This is a genomic window from Flavobacterium suzhouense (genome assembly GCF_042684765.1).
Taxonomy (GTDB): Bacteria; Bacteroidota; Bacteroidia; order Flavobacteriales; family Flavobacteriaceae; genus Flavobacterium; species Flavobacterium suzhouense.
Map to the genome: position 1 here is coordinate 186942 of NZ_JBHUMD010000026.1, position 14447 is coordinate 201388.

The following is a 14447-nucleotide window of genomic DNA, read 5'->3' on the forward strand; positions in this document are numbered from 1 at the left end:
AAGATGATACTACAAGATACGATAGTCGCCCTTGCTACCCCTTCAGGATCAGGAGCTATCGCCATTATAAGAATATCAGGACCGGAGGCAATTACAATTGCGTCAAAGGTATTTGTGTCAGTAAACGGAAAAGATATTACCAAACAAAAAACACACACATTACACCTTGGCCATATCGTAGACGATAATAAAACCTATGACCAGGTACTACTTTCGTTATTTAAGGGCACTAATTCTTATACAGGTGAAAACACCGTGGAAATCTCTTGCCACGGATCAACATATATTCAACAGCAGATTATACAATTACTATTAAGAAAAGGCTGCCGTATGGCTAATGCAGGTGAGTTTACCTTGCGGGCTTTCCTGAATGCAAAACTTGACCTTTCACAGGCTGAAGCTGTAGCCGATCTCATTGCGTCGGATAATGAAGCTTCACACCAAATCGCTATGCAGCAAATGCGTGGAGGTTTTTCTAATGAAATAGCTAAACTCCGTGAAGAACTCTTAAATTTTGCTTCGTTAATAGAGCTTGAACTTGATTTTGCAGAGGAAGATGTTGAATTTGCCGACCGTTCTCAGTTTACAGATTTACTTGAGCGAATTGTATTCGTACTAAAAAGACTAATTGATTCGTTTGCTGTTGGAAATGTCATTAAGAACGGAATACCGGTGGCAATCGTAGGAGAACCAAATGTTGGTAAGTCTACCTTGTTGAATGCTTTACTTAACGAAGAACGCGCCATTGTATCAGATATAGCAGGAACTACGCGTGATACTATTGAAGATGAACTGGTAATAAACGGAATAGGCTTCCGATTTATTGATACTGCCGGTATTCGTGAAACTAAGGACGTTGTAGAAAGCATAGGTATCAAAAAGACTTTTGAAAAAATTGAACAGGCACAGGTAGTTGTGTATTTAGTTGACGGTTATCAGTTAACAGCGGACAGTTCTTCTCTTGACCTATTGAAAGTTGAAATTGAAAAAGTAAAAAATCAATTTCCTTTAAAACCTTTAATAATCATTGGAAATAAAGCTGATAAACTCTCTACTGAGCAAAAAAAAGAAATCTTATCTGTAATCCCTGAACTACTTCTTATTTCCGCTAAAGAAAATATCGGCGTAGAAGAGTTAAAAGACAAACTGTTTTCATTTGTAAATACAGGTGCGCTTCGTAATAACGAAACTATAGTGACCAATACACGTCATTATGATTCATTATTAAAAGCCCTGGAAGAAATACAAAAAGTACAGTTTGGACTTCAGTCAGGCCTGCCAGCCGATTTAATGGCAATAGACATTCGTCAGGCACTTTACTTTTTCGGAGAAATTACCGGACAGGTAACTAACGATGAGTTACTTGGTAATATTTTCGCTAATTTCTGCATCGGAAAGTAAAATGTTTTTACAGTGATTTATCTTAGTTTTTAACACCTAATGAATTCTTAATTAATGTGTTAATGTTTTTAGTTGTTTGTAACTTTATATAAGAGATTAACTTCTAAAAATAGTATTATGCCATTTATAAAAACAAACTCAGTTAGCTTATCGGGTAACTCTGAAGAAGTGGAGTTATTCTATAAAGATGTTGGTAGGGGTAAGCCAATTATATTGATTCATGGCTGGCCTTTAAACCATGAGATGTGGGAATATCAGTTAAATGAACTCCCACGATATGATGTTAGAGTTATAGCTTATGACAGGAGAGGTTTTGGCAGATCGTCCAGACCCTGGGATGGTTATGATTACGATACTTTCGCATCTGACCTAAGAGCTGTTATAGATACATTAGATCTTAATGATGTTACGCTAGTAGGTTTTTCAATGGGAGGAGGAGAAGTTGCCCGTTATCTTGCCAATTATAATAATGATGGGAGGGTAGTGCGCGCTGCATTAGTAGGAGCTGTTACTCCTTTTTTACTTAAAACTGCCGATAATCCAAGGGGAATTCCAAAGGAACAATTTGACTCTATGAATAAAGATCTTGAAGAAGATAGGGCAAAATTCTTATCCGCTTTTGGAAGAACATTCTATGGTTATCATACCTTTAATCATCCGGTGAGTGAAGAATTCCTGCAGCACAATCTTACACGCTGCCTTAATGCTGCGCTATATGCTACAGTCAAATCAATGGATGCATGGTCTTCAACTGACTTCAGGAATGATTTGGCTAAAATTAAGACACCATTACTTGTGATTCACGGTAGGGAAGACGAAACGGTACCTATAGAGATATCAGCAGAAGAAACGGTTAAAATTGTTCCTCATGCAGAGTATGTAGTATATGATGATGCTCCGCATGGTCTTTTTTATACTCACAAGAACAAGTTTAATGAGGATCTCCTAAGCTTTGTTGGTGGACATGCTATCGAGTCCTACCATAAATATAAGGGATTTTAAGCTATTTTAACCGCAATTTAATATCAATTAAATTGCGGTTTTATATTTGTAAAAACTGTGAAAAATTGTTAAATTTTTATGTTTATATTCGTAGTACCAACCAACTTATTACAATATGAAACTTGAAAAGATACTTAACAATATCAATTCTTTTGAAAAAAACTCTTTTTTAAAAATTATTGATACCATCATCGTTGCGAAACCAAAAAACGCTAAGCTCATTGAAAATATTTTATCTGATTCTAATAGGGATTTAAAAAGCGCTGATAGTATTAACATCGTAAATGTTTTTAATCTTCTGGAAGATGAATTTACTGAATACATCAAGAACGAATTTCTAAAGACAACTTCTCAATTAGATATCCTAATTGATATAATATCAAAAGATGGATGCTGTATAATTCGACAGGATTGGTTTTCGAGATTATATGAAAAAGAACTATTGTCATTAAAGTCAAAACTTAAGTCTTTTGAGGAAGAGATAAATACTGATAAATCTGAGATTTCTGAAGACAGAAAGCGAGATTATAAAATTTATTTATCGTGTTTAAAAACAGCATACTTCAATGATGAATCTAATAATCAGGAAAAAAAGATCACTTCTGATGAGCATGCTATTCTTCTGACTCTTGCAAATCAATTGTCTTTATCGCAGGAGGAAATTAAACTTATAAACTATCTCATACTTCCAGTAAAGAAATTGGAAATTGATTCTGTTATTAATGAATTAAAATCTATAGGAGTTATTTTTTATTCCAAGAAAAATAATACACTTTATATAGCTGATGAAGTAGTTAGGATACTGAGAAAAATTAGAGGTAAGGAAGTCGGTGATAAGTTTTTCCGACGAGTATTACTTTTATTTAGAGAGCCTCAGATTAATCTTATCAGTAAGAAGCATAATATTGATCGAAAACTTTCATTAGAGAATAAAATCAATGAAATCATAAATTCAGGAATCTCATTTCGACAGATTTTTATTGAAGATATTCATAAAGATGGCACAACACTCACCGATAAAAAAAAATATCTGAATGATTTCTGTGAAAAAAGTCTATTAATTACATCTTTAAAAGGTTCTTTGATAGAAGAAAAAATAGATAACTTAATTAATTATTTTGAAGAAATTGACCGAGATGATAATTTAGGTATGTCACATGATGGCTATGAAAAAATGTTAATACAAATAGGAGAAAGCATACCACATATTAACCAGTCCCTTAAAAGTAAATTTGAGTTACAAGATGAAAATGTTCTTAGAAGTAATTTCCTTCTGGACTATAATATTAAGCCGAGAGATATCCTGGAGCTTATACCAGAAAAAGAACTTGAAGAATTTTGTAAACAAAAAGATATAAAAACAAGAGGAGATATTATTTCAAATGTACTTGATGCTTATAAGGATTCAGAAAATCTGTTTTTGGAAAACTACGAAAATATTGGCTTTAGAAACTTATTGGCCCTAAAAGAAAGGGGAATTGCAATTAAAGAAGTAGACTTGGGGCTCAAGTTTGAAGATCTAACAAAGAAAATATTGACAGAATTAGGTTTTAATATTGATGAAGCTCTAAGAAAAAAATTAAACACTTCTAAAGAACAAATTGACATTCTCATTAATCTCGATAATAGCGATTTGATTATCGTTGAATGTAAGACAATAAAAGAGAGTAACTATAATAAATTTAGTTCAGTTTCCAGACAACTGAAAGCATATGATTCAATTGCTAAAAAGAATGGTCATAAAGTAATTAAATCACTCTTAATAGCACCTGAGTTTTCTGATGATTTTATTAAAGAATGTGGATTGGAGTATGAATTGAATTTATCATTGATTACTGCATCATCTTTAATGAAGATTTTAATTGGTTTTAGAAACTCAAAACTAAAAGTTTTTCCTCATAATTTGTTGATGAGAGATGTTCTTATACAGGAAGACAGAATTTTAAAAGCAATAGGAAAATAATATTTATAATCAAGAAAAAGCCGTAACAAATTAATGTTACGGCTTTCATATAAAAAGGATTGGTTAAATAGCTTATTTAGTTGTTAAGCATTACCGGCATAACCAGCATGGTAACAGTTTCACCTTCGTCAAGACCATCTACCGGAGTAAGGATACCCGCACGGTTAGGTAATGACATTTCCAGCATGATCTCATCACTCTGAAGGTTGGTAAGCATTTCCGTAAGGAAACGTGAGTTAAAGCCTATCTGCATATCATCTCCCTGGTAATCACAAGTCAAACGCTCTTCAGCTTTGTTTGAGTAATCGATATCCTCGGCAGAAATATTTAATTCAGTACCAGCAATTTTCAGGCGTATCTGGTGTGTAGTCTTGTTAGAGAAGATAGCCACACGACGAACAGAGCTTAATATCTGTGTTCTGTCGATAAGAAGCTTGTTAGGGTTCTCTTTAGGAATAACCGCTTCATAGTTAGGATATTTTCCATCGATAAGACGACATGTAAGTACATAATTGTCAAATGAGAAAGTAGCATTAGAATCGTTGTATTCAATTTTTACTTCAGCATCCGATGAACCAAGTATACCTTTAAGTATAGTAAGCGGCTTTTTAGGCATGATAAAATCAGCAACCTGAGAAGCTTTTACGTCAGTTCTTGAGTATTTTACAAGTTTATGTGCATCAGTAGCGACAAATATCAACCCTTCCGGAGAAAACTGGAAAAATACACCTGACATAACAGGTCTTAGGTCGTCGTTACCGGCAGCAAAAATAGTTTTGCTTACGGCAGTAGCAAGTACTTCTGCAGGCACAAGGGTAGAAGATGGATCTTCCAGTGTTACTGCTTTAGGAAATTCTTCACCGGCAGCATAAGCAAGAGCATACTTACCCGAATTAGAGCTGATCTCTATAGTATTGTTATCCTCTACTGTAAAAGTAAGTGGCTGCTCCGGGAACGTTTTTAAAGTTTCCAGTAAAAGTTTTGCCGGTACGGCTACACTTCCTTTGCTGTCTGAATCTATTTCTAAAGTAGCAGACATTGTAGTTTCCAAATCGGAAGCAGATACTTTTAATTCAGTACTGTCTAATTCAAAAAGGAAGTTATCAAGTATTGGCAACGTGTTGTTGCTATTGATTACACTTCCTAAAACCTGCAATTGTTTTAGCAAATATGAACTGGATACTATAAATTTCATCTCTTTTTCGTTTATTTAATTATAAAATCGGCTGATTTTACATTTCACAAATATATCGTAATCAAATTAAATAGTGCAATATTTTTTATTAACACTACTTTGCATATCTCTTTTTCCTAAGATAAGTAAACAGGAATCCGAATACTGCTAAAATCACTATTGGTAATCCGACAGTTATAAATTGTGCGGCTGTATAGTTTTCATGAACTTTCTGCGTATCTAATAACGGAAGGTTTACATCTTTGCTTCGGATGTTAATAAGTCCTTTGTCATCCAGAAGGTAATTTACGCAGTTCATAAGGAAACCTTTATTGTCATAAAGCACTCCGGTCCATTTATCATAACCAAGCTCTAAAGGTTCGAAATTTTTATCCAGTTGGTTTTTTGCAATGTCTCCATCAGAAATTATAATCATTTTACCTGCCTTGTCTACTTTTTTAAATGCAGCATCTTTAAACGGCAGTACACGGTTCTCAAATGCTGAATGGAATTTACCTTCAAGTAATACTGCCACAGGAACGAATCCTTTATCTGCATAATCTTTCGGACTTGTTTCTTCTTCAACCATTGAAAGTTTTATCTCTGTAGGAGTACCTATCTTTCTTGAATATTGAGATGATCTTAAAAGTACCGTTTTGTCAATGCCATTCTTAAGAGTGTCAATACTGTTAGCGAACTCAAATCGGATACCGTCCATGTTCTTTACGATAGGATTTTTCGAATCTGGATAGATAAATGGAGAAAAACGCCAAGGATATTCCTGAAACTGTGTTTCACTTCCCTGAGCACCTGTAGCGAGTTTGATACGTGTAGCTATCTCATCTTTAACCAGGTCGGGATTAAGCCTGATACCATATTTGAAGAACATATCGTTTAGGTTCAAATCACGTGGAAAGGCAAGTGTTACACCTGTATCATTATAAAGGCTATCCATTTCTATCTGAACGGCGTCAACCATCCAAAGGGTTTTGCCACCTTCAACGATATATTGATCAAGTACCTGTTTTTCCTGTTCCGAAAAAGCTTCAGTTGGTTTTGCGATAACGGCAAGATCATAACCTTTAAGTTGTCTTAATGTGGTTTCAGGGTTTTTAGCAACAGAATCAAGCGTAAAAGGTGCGATATAGTAACTTTCTCTTATATTCCTGATAAAATCACCTATCTGCCTGTCATTCATTTCGCCGTTACCTTTTATTATGGCAACTTTCTTTTCCTTTTCTTTAATTACTTTATTAATAGCATCGGTTACAGCATATTCAAGATGCTGAACTGAACTCACAACTTTTTCAGCTGTCGAGGCTAAAAGCATATTTTTAAGCAACGGAAACTTTACGGTTTTCTTTCCGTAATTCGCCATTGCCCAGGGGAATACCAACTCCTGTGATTGCTTGCCTTTATCATCTACCGTAACGCTTACAGGTGTCATACCCATTTTGTAAAGCTCCTGTACTGCCTGATCGCGGCCGTCTTCATCCTTAAGCGGATTAGTGAAGTTGAATACTATATTGCTGTTACGCGCGTGAAATTCTTCCAGTAATTGTTTGGTTTCATCCTGTAGTCTTTTGAATTCACCGGGAAACTGACCTTCAAGAAAAACGTCAATATATAAAGGGTCTTTTACTTCTTCAATGACACTTAGGGTTGCAGGAGAAAGAGTGTAGCGTTTATCCTGTGTAAGGTCAAAACGTTTGTACAAATAGTATCCGCCAAAATTAACTGCAAGCAAGACAATTATAATTGTAAAAAGCTGCTTCAGGTTCTTCTGTTTTACTGTTGGCTGTGGTGTCTGATTAACTGCTTCCATTATCCTTTAAGCGCTTTAAGTTTGTAAACAGTTAACGACAGGAATAATACCGTAATACTGATGAAGTAGATTACATCTCTGGTATCTATTACGCCACGGCTCATGCTTTTAAAATGATAATCCATTCCAAGAGATGAAACGAAGCCTTTAAGGTTACCTATGTAGTTTGCTACGCCTTCAAATCCGAAATAGAATATAAAGCATACAAAAACAGATATGATGAATGCTACTATCTGATTGTCGGAAATGGTAGAGGTAAAGATTCCTATAGCTGTATATCCTGCGATCAGGAATAATAAACCAAAATATGAACCTAGTGTACTCCCCATATCTATATTTCCTTCAGGGTTTCCAAAGTATGATATAACCATTACATAAATGATCGTTGGCAATATGGCTAAAACAATTAATATTAGGGCACCGAAAAACTTGCCATTTACTATTTCCCATACGCTAAGCGGTTTGGTAAACAGTAGCTCTATAGTTCCCTGTTTTTTCTCATCAGAGAAGCTGCGCATGGTTACTGCCGGGATAAGGAAAATCAATATCCACGGAGATATGGTAAAGAATGGGCTCAAATCGGCAAAGCCACTATTGAGAACATTAAAATCACCCTCAAACACCCATAAAAATAAGCCGTTGAGCAGCAGGAAAATAGCAATGACCAAATAACCTATCGGCGAACCGAAAAAGGACTTGATCTCACGTAATAACAATGCTTTCATTAATATCTTTTATATTTTATTCTAAAGTAACCAGTTTATTTACACTCCAGGCCTCCGGCTTTTGGTTAAATAGCTGTTTGGTAAATGCCCAAACCTCTATAAACAATTCTGATTGACGGTATCTCTCAAGATCTGCCTCATCTTCCCAATAGCTATAAGTGAAAAACACGGTAGGGTTGTTCCTGTCCTGATATAATTCTAAGAAACGGTTTCCGGGAAAATTTCGTATCTGTTCCTTAACCTGTTCAAAATTATCAAGAAAGGCCTGAACCTTATCTTCGTAGAATCCCATTTTTACTATGCGTACAAACATACAGTTTTTTATTGTTTTTTTTATTTTCGAATTTTTATCCCTGAACATACTCATCCCAAAACTCAGGGTACAAATAACCAAATAACCAAATAACCGGACCTTCAAATCAACTACTTAAAAACTACATTAATTACATCCCTGAACTTTAGCCCCAGAAGGGTGGCAGCTGAGCCTACAGTTTGAGGATTACTCCGGTATATTGCAATTTCCAGGAATCCGGCCTCATTGAATATGGCCAGTTTATCACCTTCATAATCTTTTATGGTAAAGTTTTCCCGAACGGTAAAATCGGAGTAGTTTGTACGTACCGACTTTATGGTTTTAGTACTGAATTTAATTTCAAACTCCCTTCCTTTAGCGGTATCGCGTACAAGCTTTTCAGTTACATTGGTTACACAGTTACCAAAGTGATCTATATAAGCGATGTATCCCTTTATGGAGTTTTGGTCGGCAGCTACGATAGGCTGCAACTCGCTCATCTCTTTTATTTCGGCTATTTCGCGCCCTATAACACTTAACTGCCCGCCTTTGGCAATATGGCATGCAACAGCCACAAACGCATCCATTTCTGTCGATCCTTCAGGTAGGCGGTCGTGAATGTTTATTTCAACTATTTTTTGTGGAATGATCTTTTGCGTAAGCATGCTCAGGATACCATTATCGGCACAAATAAAATAGTGATCGTTCCATTGCATGGCAATATGTCTGTTGTCTTTGGTAAGTTCGGCATCTACGCCAATAAGGTGTACAGTGCCTTTTGGAAAGCTATTGTATGCAGCGCCAACAATATAGCTCGCCTCGGAAACATTAAACAAATCGATGTCGTGGGAAATGTCAATAATTTGAGCTTCCTGATAACCGGAAATAATTTTTCCCTTCAAAGCGCCCACAAAATGGTCCTTGAGGCCAAAATCGGTTGTAAGGGTAATTATTGACATAAAATTGTGTAAAACTTTTGCTGAAAACGATGTTTAATTTCACTAAATTTGATTGCAAAGCTAATAATTATAATGCTCATTTCTCTAATTAAAATCAACTGCTTTTGAACGAAAGAATAATTGAACTGACAGACATTGCCCCTAAAGATTTTTGGGGTGCTCAGGATTCACATCTTGAAACGATAAAAAAATATTATCCTAAGCTAAAAATCGTTGCACGCGGAACCACATTAAAAGCATTTGGTGAAAAAGAAATCCTTGATGAGTTCGAAAAACGCTTTAACAGGCTTATGCTGCACTTTACACGCTATAACAACATTGATGACAATGTCATAGAAAGGGTAATTCAAAGCGACTCACAGGTTGAGCAGATGGATCCGAGCGATAAAATACTGGTACACGGAGTAGGTGGCAAGCTGATTAAAGCTCTTACGCCAAACCAACAGTTACTGGTTGATACTATGGCTAAAAATGACATGGTATTTGCAATAGGTCCTGCGGGTACGGGTAAAACGTATACAGGTGTTGCCCTTGCCGTAAAAGCATTAAAGGAGAAACAGGTTAAAAGAATCATATTAACCCGTCCGGCAGTAGAGGCAGGGGAGAACCTTGGTTTCCTTCCGGGAGATATGAAAGAAAAGCTTGATCCGTACATGCAGCCGTTATATGATGCACTACGTGATATGCTTCCGCCGCAGTCATTAGAGGATTATATACTGAAGGGGATAATTCAGATTGCGCCCCTTGCTTTTATGAGGGGACGTACGCTTGATAATGCCTATGTAATTCTTGATGAGGCACAAAATACTACGCACTCGCAGATGAAGATGTTCCTTACCCGTATGGGTAAAAACGCCAAATTTATGATAACGGGTGACCCGGGACAGATCGATTTACCGCGTAGTACCACCAGTGGACTGAAAGAAGCATTGCTGATCCTTAAAGACGTAGATGGTATCGGTATCATTTACCTTGATGATAAGGATGTGGTACGTCACCGCCTTGTTAAGAAAGTTATTGAGGCTTATAAGACGATTGAGCATAGTAATTAAAATTTTAAAATCTACTTATAAAAACCTGCAGAAATTTATATTTTTGCAGGTTTACTTTTATTATGATAAATTTTTCAAAGCCAAAGCATCCTTTTTTAATTTTAGCTATTCTGTTATTGTCTCCTATAATTTATCTGATTGTTAGGGAATTATTATTTGAAGATACAGTTGTTGGTACATATGGTATTAATAAAACAATTGGATGGGCATGGGATTTGAGCAATTTTATGCCGGTTGTGTTTGGTTTTTCGGTTATTACAAGTGTTGTGGGATATGGTTTTTTAGTATTGTTTAAGGTCAGAATCAATAGTTGGATAACTATTATTCAAATGCTTTCACTTGTTTTTTTGCTTGTAAGTATTTATTTTCGCTTTTGTACAACCGGGTTGATAATTTCAATTTTGTCCCTGATTTTATTCTTCATAAATGTAGGTTTTGCAATTGCCTGTAAAATGTCTGATAAAAACAAAAGATTAGAACATTAACTTTCTTATTTTTGCATCTTCAAAAAACAATAACTTATAACAGTTTCAATGAATACCATCACAAGCACTGATTTCAATTTTCCGGGGCAAAAATCGGTTTACCGCGGTAAAGTAAGGGAAGTATACAATATTAACGATGAGCTATTGGTAATGGTAGCTACGGACAGGCTTTCGGCTTTTGACGTAGTTATGCCAAAAGGTATTCCTTACAAAGGTCAGATACTGAACCAGATTGCTACTAAATTTATGCGCCTTACCGAAGATGTAGTGCCTAACTGGCTTATCGATACTCCGGATCCTAACGTTGCCGTGGGTCACCTTTGTGAGCCGTTTAAAGTTGAGATGGTTATCCGTGGATACCTTTCAGGTCACGCTGCCCGCGAGTATAAAGCTGGTAAAAGGGTATTGTGTGGTGTGGAGCTTGTTGAAGGTCTGAAAGAGAACGATAAATTTCCTTCACCAATAATCACGCCTACAACTAAGGCTGATAACGGTGAGCATGATATGGATATCTCTCGCGAAGACATCCTTGCTAACGGTATTGTTTCTGAAGAAGATTATTTAGTGCTTGAGAAATATACACGTGCTCTTTTCCAAAGAGGTACTGAGATTGCTGCTTCAAGAGGACTTATCCTTGTTGATACCAAATATGAATTCGGTAAGACTAAAGACGGTAAGATCGTTCTTATCGACGAGATCCATACACCGGATTCTTCCCGTTATTTCTATGCTGAGGGTTACCAACAGCGTCAGAATAACAACGAAGAGCAGAAACAGCTTTCTAAAGAGTTTGTTCGCCAGTGGCTTATCGCTAACGGTTTTCAGGGTAAAGATGGACAACAAATTCCTGAAATGACCGATGAGTATATCGAAACAGTATCTGAAAGATACATCGAATTATACGAAAATATCATAGGAGAGAAGTTTGCTAAAGCTGATATTTCTAATATCAACGAAAGAATTGAAAAAAATGTTTTAGCATTCCTGAATAAATAATTTCTCATTAAAATATTTGTAACCGCCTTATTTTTAAGGCGGTTTTTTTGTTTATATATGCGAGCATAGTAAGTTTATAATTGTTAAAATTATGTTAATTTTAAAAACTACTGTAACGTTTTCCGGGTTATGCTCGTCTATTATTTTAAACGGTCTAATCAACCGGTTAATTAAAAATAATCATCAAATCAAATTCAATCAATCATGAAAAAAGCGATCATTTGTTCAGGCCTGGCTATTGTATTAGCGTTTACTAATGTATCAATGGCAAACAATGCAGAAAGTACTTCAACAGTAGTAACAAGGGAGTACAAAGTGACCACACCGCTTGGTGTAGCAATTTCTAAAGGTGATGTTGCAACCGTAAAAAAAATGTTAGAGTACGGGGCGTCAGTACATGAAAAATGTAATGGTATGACTCCGCTAATGATTGCGGCACGCTACAACCAATCAGAAATCATTACGCTATTGCTGGAAAAGGGCGCTAATGTAAAAGATAAAGATGAAAAAGGTCTTACTGCCTTAAAACATGCTGAAGCATCTAATGCTAAAGAAGCTGTTGCTTTGCTAAAGCAGGCAAATGCCTAATTCGTTTTTAACGTAATGAAAAAAAGCATTCGCCCCGGCGAATGCTTTTTTTTTTATGCTTTGAAGTAAGAGAAAGTTTCTTCGTTTTCTATGTTGAGGAGCGTTTCGTAGATTAGCTTGATTACATTCTCGACATCGTCCCTGTGAACCATTTCTACAGTGGTATGCATATAGCGTAACGGAAGTGAAATCAAGGCAGATGCAACACCGCCGTTGCTGTAGGCGAAAGCATCGGTATCAGTACCTGTAACACGGGATGATGCCAACCTTTGGAATGGAATTTCGTTCTTATTAGCTGTATCGATAATAAGTTCTCTCAGGTTGTTTTGCACAGCCGGTGCGTAGGTAATAACCGGACCTTTTCCTATCTGAGTTTCACCTTCGATGCGTTTATCGATCATTGGCGTAGTGCTGTCATGGCAAACATCGGTTACGATGGCAACATTTGGGCGAATGGTTTTGGTGATCATCTCGGCACCACGAAGTCCAACTTCTTCCTGAACGGAATTGGTTATATATAGTCCGAAAGGAAGTTTCTTTTTGTTTTCATGGAGTAGGCGTGCTACTTCAGCAATCATAAAGCCACCTATACGGTTATCAATGGCACGGCAAACGAATTTATTTTCGTTTAGAATCATAAAGTCGTCAGGATAGGTAATCACGCAGCCAACGTGTACACCCAGAGCTTCTACTTCTTCTTTGGTTGAACAACCAAGGTCGATAAAGATGGTTTCAAGCTTGGCACTTTCTTCTTTTCCTCGCTGACGTGTATGAATTGCAGGCCATCCGAAAACTCCTTTTACAATACCTTTTTTGGTATGGATATTGACTCTTTTAGAAGGAGCGATCATGTGGTCTGAACCGCCATTACGTATAACATAAATTAGCCCGTTTTCCGTTATGTAATTTACATACCATGATATTTCATCACTGTGGCCCTCAATTACTACTTTGTAAGGAGCGTCAGGGTTTATTACACCAACAGCGGTGCCATAAGTATCTGTTATAAAAGTATCAACGTAAGGCTTTAGGTAATCCATCCATATCTTTTGGCCTTCAGATTCATAACCTGTAGGTGAAGGGTTATTTAGATATTGCTCAAGGAAGGATAGTGATGTGTCGTTTAATATAGATTTAGAAGACATAAATTAATTTTTGGCTAAAATATAAATTAGATTACAGAGTTGCGTATTATTGTATACATTTGAAGTAAAATTTTTAATAAATGAAAGCACAGATTTGCTTGCTCTTCCTGTTTTTGTCAAGTCTGACTGTAAGTGCTCAGATTGCTGAGAAGGATACTATAAATGATCCTGAACTGGATTCTATAGCATTTAACATGCAGATGCCTGAACTGGTAATATCCAATGTTAAGGACAGTATTTCTGTGGATGAGCGAAAAAAACTTGCCCTTTTAAAAAGAAGAACACTTAAAGTATATCCTTATGCTAAAACTGCTGCTGATAAGCTCACCATGCTTAATAACAATCTTGCAAAGCTAAAGACAGAAAAGGAGAAAAAAAAATACGCTAAAATTGTTGAGAATTATCTTGAAAATGAATTTGAAGACAGGCTTAAGAAATTGACAAGATCTGAAGGGCAAATATTGGTTAAACTCATTTACAGGCAAACCGGTACAAGTACTTTTGACCTGATTAAAGAACATAAAAGCGGGTGGAAAGCTTTTTGGTCTAACCGTATAGCACATATGTTTAATATTGATCTTAAGAGGGGGTATAGCCCGTCAACAATAGCTGAGGATTACCATATTGAAGGCTTTTTATTGCAGGCTTTTAAAGAACACAGATTACAACGACAGGATCCGGCTTTTTCAATAGATTACATAGCTATAACTAAGAACTGGAGAGAGAAGAAAAAAGATAACTTATAAAAATAAGCCGGATTTTATCCGGTTTTTTTATAAGTTATCATTAGAGGTGTTAATTTTTTTAATTTTTCTGAGTAGGGAATTTCTTCAATGGTTT

General features: G+C 36.1%; 14 protein-coding genes. 8 read left to right on the plus strand and 6 right to left on the minus strand.

Translation table 11 applies throughout. The features are described 5' to 3' along the window. The first annotated feature begins 3 nt into the window (after window positions 1-3). The 3 genes from mnmE to ACFSR3_RS11600 all read left to right on the plus strand — a co-directional run bounded on the left by mnmE (window position 4) and on the right by ACFSR3_RS11600 (window position 4366). Window positions 4-1401: a tRNA uridine-5-carboxymethylaminomethyl(34) synthesis GTPase MnmE gene (mnmE, locus tag ACFSR3_RS11590; protein WP_379821133.1), complete on the plus strand. Its 1398-nt coding sequence runs from the start codon at window positions 4-6 to the stop codon at window positions 1399-1401. 117 nt (window positions 1402-1518) lie between these two features. Beyond that, a complete protein-coding gene (locus ACFSR3_RS11595; RefSeq protein WP_379821134.1) occupies window positions 1519-2403 on the plus strand; it encodes an alpha/beta fold hydrolase in 885 nt (294 codons plus the stop codon). Between the two features lie 115 nt (window positions 2404-2518). Further along, window positions 2519-4366 carry a hypothetical protein gene (locus ACFSR3_RS11600; protein ID WP_379821135.1) on the plus strand — a complete coding sequence of 616 codons (1848 nt, stop codon included), beginning with the start codon at window positions 2519-2521 and terminating at the stop codon, window positions 4364-4366. 76 nt (window positions 4367-4442) lie between these two features. On the opposite strand, the gene dnaN is transcribed toward ACFSR3_RS11600, so the two are convergent. The 5 genes from dnaN to ACFSR3_RS11625 form a co-directional block, all read right to left on the minus strand. Further along, window positions 4443-5561, minus strand: coding sequence for a DNA polymerase III subunit beta (dnaN, locus tag ACFSR3_RS11605; RefSeq protein ID WP_114757994.1), 1119 nt, complete (start codon window positions 5559-5561; stop codon window positions 4443-4445). 94 nt (window positions 5562-5655) lie between these two features. Next, entirely contained in the window at window positions 5656-7365 is a 1710-nt protein-coding gene (gene gldG, locus ACFSR3_RS11610) for a gliding motility-associated ABC transporter substrate-binding protein GldG (protein WP_379821136.1), read from the minus strand. Next, window positions 7365-8090: a gliding motility-associated ABC transporter permease subunit GldF gene (gldF, locus tag ACFSR3_RS11615; protein ID WP_379821137.1), complete on the minus strand. Its 726-nt coding sequence runs from the start codon at window positions 8088-8090 to the stop codon at window positions 7365-7367. The genes gldG and gldF overlap by 1 nt, the downstream gene beginning before the upstream one ends. 16 nt (window positions 8091-8106) lie before the next feature. Then, window positions 8107-8403, minus strand: coding sequence for a putative quinol monooxygenase (locus ACFSR3_RS11620; protein WP_379821139.1), 297 nt, complete (start codon window positions 8401-8403; stop codon window positions 8107-8109). Window positions 8404-8513: 110 nt separating this feature from the next. Further along, complete coding sequence (locus ACFSR3_RS11625; protein ID WP_379821140.1) at window positions 8514-9341, minus strand: SAM hydrolase/SAM-dependent halogenase family protein; 828 nt, start codon at window positions 9339-9341, stop codon at window positions 8514-8516. 104 nt (window positions 9342-9445) lie between these two features. Here ACFSR3_RS11625 and ACFSR3_RS11630 point away from each other — a divergent pair, with 104 nt between their 5' ends. The 4 genes from ACFSR3_RS11630 (at window position 9446) to ACFSR3_RS11645 (ending at window position 12462) form a co-directional block, all read left to right on the plus strand. Then, window positions 9446-10393: a PhoH family protein gene (locus ACFSR3_RS11630; protein WP_379821141.1), complete on the plus strand. Its 948-nt coding sequence runs from the start codon at window positions 9446-9448 to the stop codon at window positions 10391-10393. Between the two features lie 62 nt (window positions 10394-10455). Continuing rightward, window positions 10456-10878 carry a hypothetical protein gene (locus ACFSR3_RS11635; protein WP_379821142.1) on the plus strand — a complete coding sequence of 141 codons (423 nt, stop codon included), beginning with the start codon at window positions 10456-10458 and terminating at the stop codon, window positions 10876-10878. Between the two features lie 48 nt (window positions 10879-10926). Next, window positions 10927-11874, plus strand: a complete 948-nt coding sequence (locus tag ACFSR3_RS11640) for a phosphoribosylaminoimidazolesuccinocarboxamide synthase (protein ID WP_169518885.1) — start codon at window positions 10927-10929, stop codon at window positions 11872-11874. A gap of 204 nt (window positions 11875-12078) precedes the next feature. Next, a complete protein-coding gene (locus ACFSR3_RS11645) occupies window positions 12079-12462 on the plus strand; it encodes an ankyrin repeat domain-containing protein (protein WP_379821143.1) in 384 nt (127 codons plus the stop codon). A 53-nt stretch (window positions 12463-12515) separates the two neighbouring features. On the opposite strand, the gene ACFSR3_RS11650 is transcribed toward ACFSR3_RS11645, so the two are convergent. Then, on the minus strand, window positions 12516-13607 hold the full coding sequence (locus tag ACFSR3_RS11650) for a M42 family metallopeptidase (RefSeq protein ID WP_379821144.1): 1092 nt from the start codon (window positions 13605-13607) through the stop codon (window positions 12516-12518). Between the two features lie 80 nt (window positions 13608-13687). Here ACFSR3_RS11650 and ACFSR3_RS11655 point away from each other — a divergent pair, with 80 nt between their 5' ends. Further along, window positions 13688-14353, plus strand: a complete 666-nt coding sequence (locus tag ACFSR3_RS11655) for a DUF4294 domain-containing protein (RefSeq protein ID WP_379821145.1) — start codon at window positions 13688-13690, stop codon at window positions 14351-14353. Window positions 14354-14447: the final 94 nt, after the last annotated feature.

Coding starts and splice junctions, on each gene's coding strand:
- mnmE (WP_379821133.1), top strand. CDS start 4: ATGATACTACAAGATACGATAGTCGCCCTTGCTACCCCTTCAGGATCA.
- ACFSR3_RS11595 (WP_379821134.1), top strand. CDS start 1,519: ATGCCATTTATAAAAACAAACTCAGTTAGCTTATCGGGTAACTCTGAA.
- ACFSR3_RS11600 (WP_379821135.1), top strand. CDS start 2,519: ATGAAACTTGAAAAGATACTTAACAATATCAATTCTTTTGAAAAAAAC.
- dnaN (WP_114757994.1), bottom strand. CDS start 5,561: ATGAAATTTATAGTATCCAGTTCATATTTGCTAAAACAATTGCAGGTT.
- gldG (WP_379821136.1), bottom strand. CDS start 7,365: ATGGAAGCAGTTAATCAGACACCACAGCCAACAGTAAAACAGAAGAAC.
- gldF (WP_379821137.1), bottom strand. CDS start 8,090: ATGAAAGCATTGTTATTACGTGAGATCAAGTCCTTTTTCGGTTCGCCG.
- ACFSR3_RS11620 (WP_379821139.1), bottom strand. CDS start 8,403: ATGTTTGTACGCATAGTAAAAATGGGATTCTACGAAGATAAGGTTCAG.
- ACFSR3_RS11625 (WP_379821140.1), bottom strand. CDS start 9,341: ATGTCAATAATTACCCTTACAACCGATTTTGGCCTCAAGGACCATTTT.
- ACFSR3_RS11635 (WP_379821142.1), top strand. CDS start 10,456: ATGATAAATTTTTCAAAGCCAAAGCATCCTTTTTTAATTTTAGCTATT.
- ACFSR3_RS11640 (WP_169518885.1), top strand. CDS start 10,927: ATGAATACCATCACAAGCACTGATTTCAATTTTCCGGGGCAAAAATCG.
- ACFSR3_RS11645 (WP_379821143.1), top strand. CDS start 12,079: ATGAAAAAAGCGATCATTTGTTCAGGCCTGGCTATTGTATTAGCGTTT.
- ACFSR3_RS11650 (WP_379821144.1), bottom strand. CDS start 13,607: ATGTCTTCTAAATCTATATTAAACGACACATCACTATCCTTCCTTGAG.
- ACFSR3_RS11655 (WP_379821145.1), top strand. CDS start 13,688: ATGAAAGCACAGATTTGCTTGCTCTTCCTGTTTTTGTCAAGTCTGACT.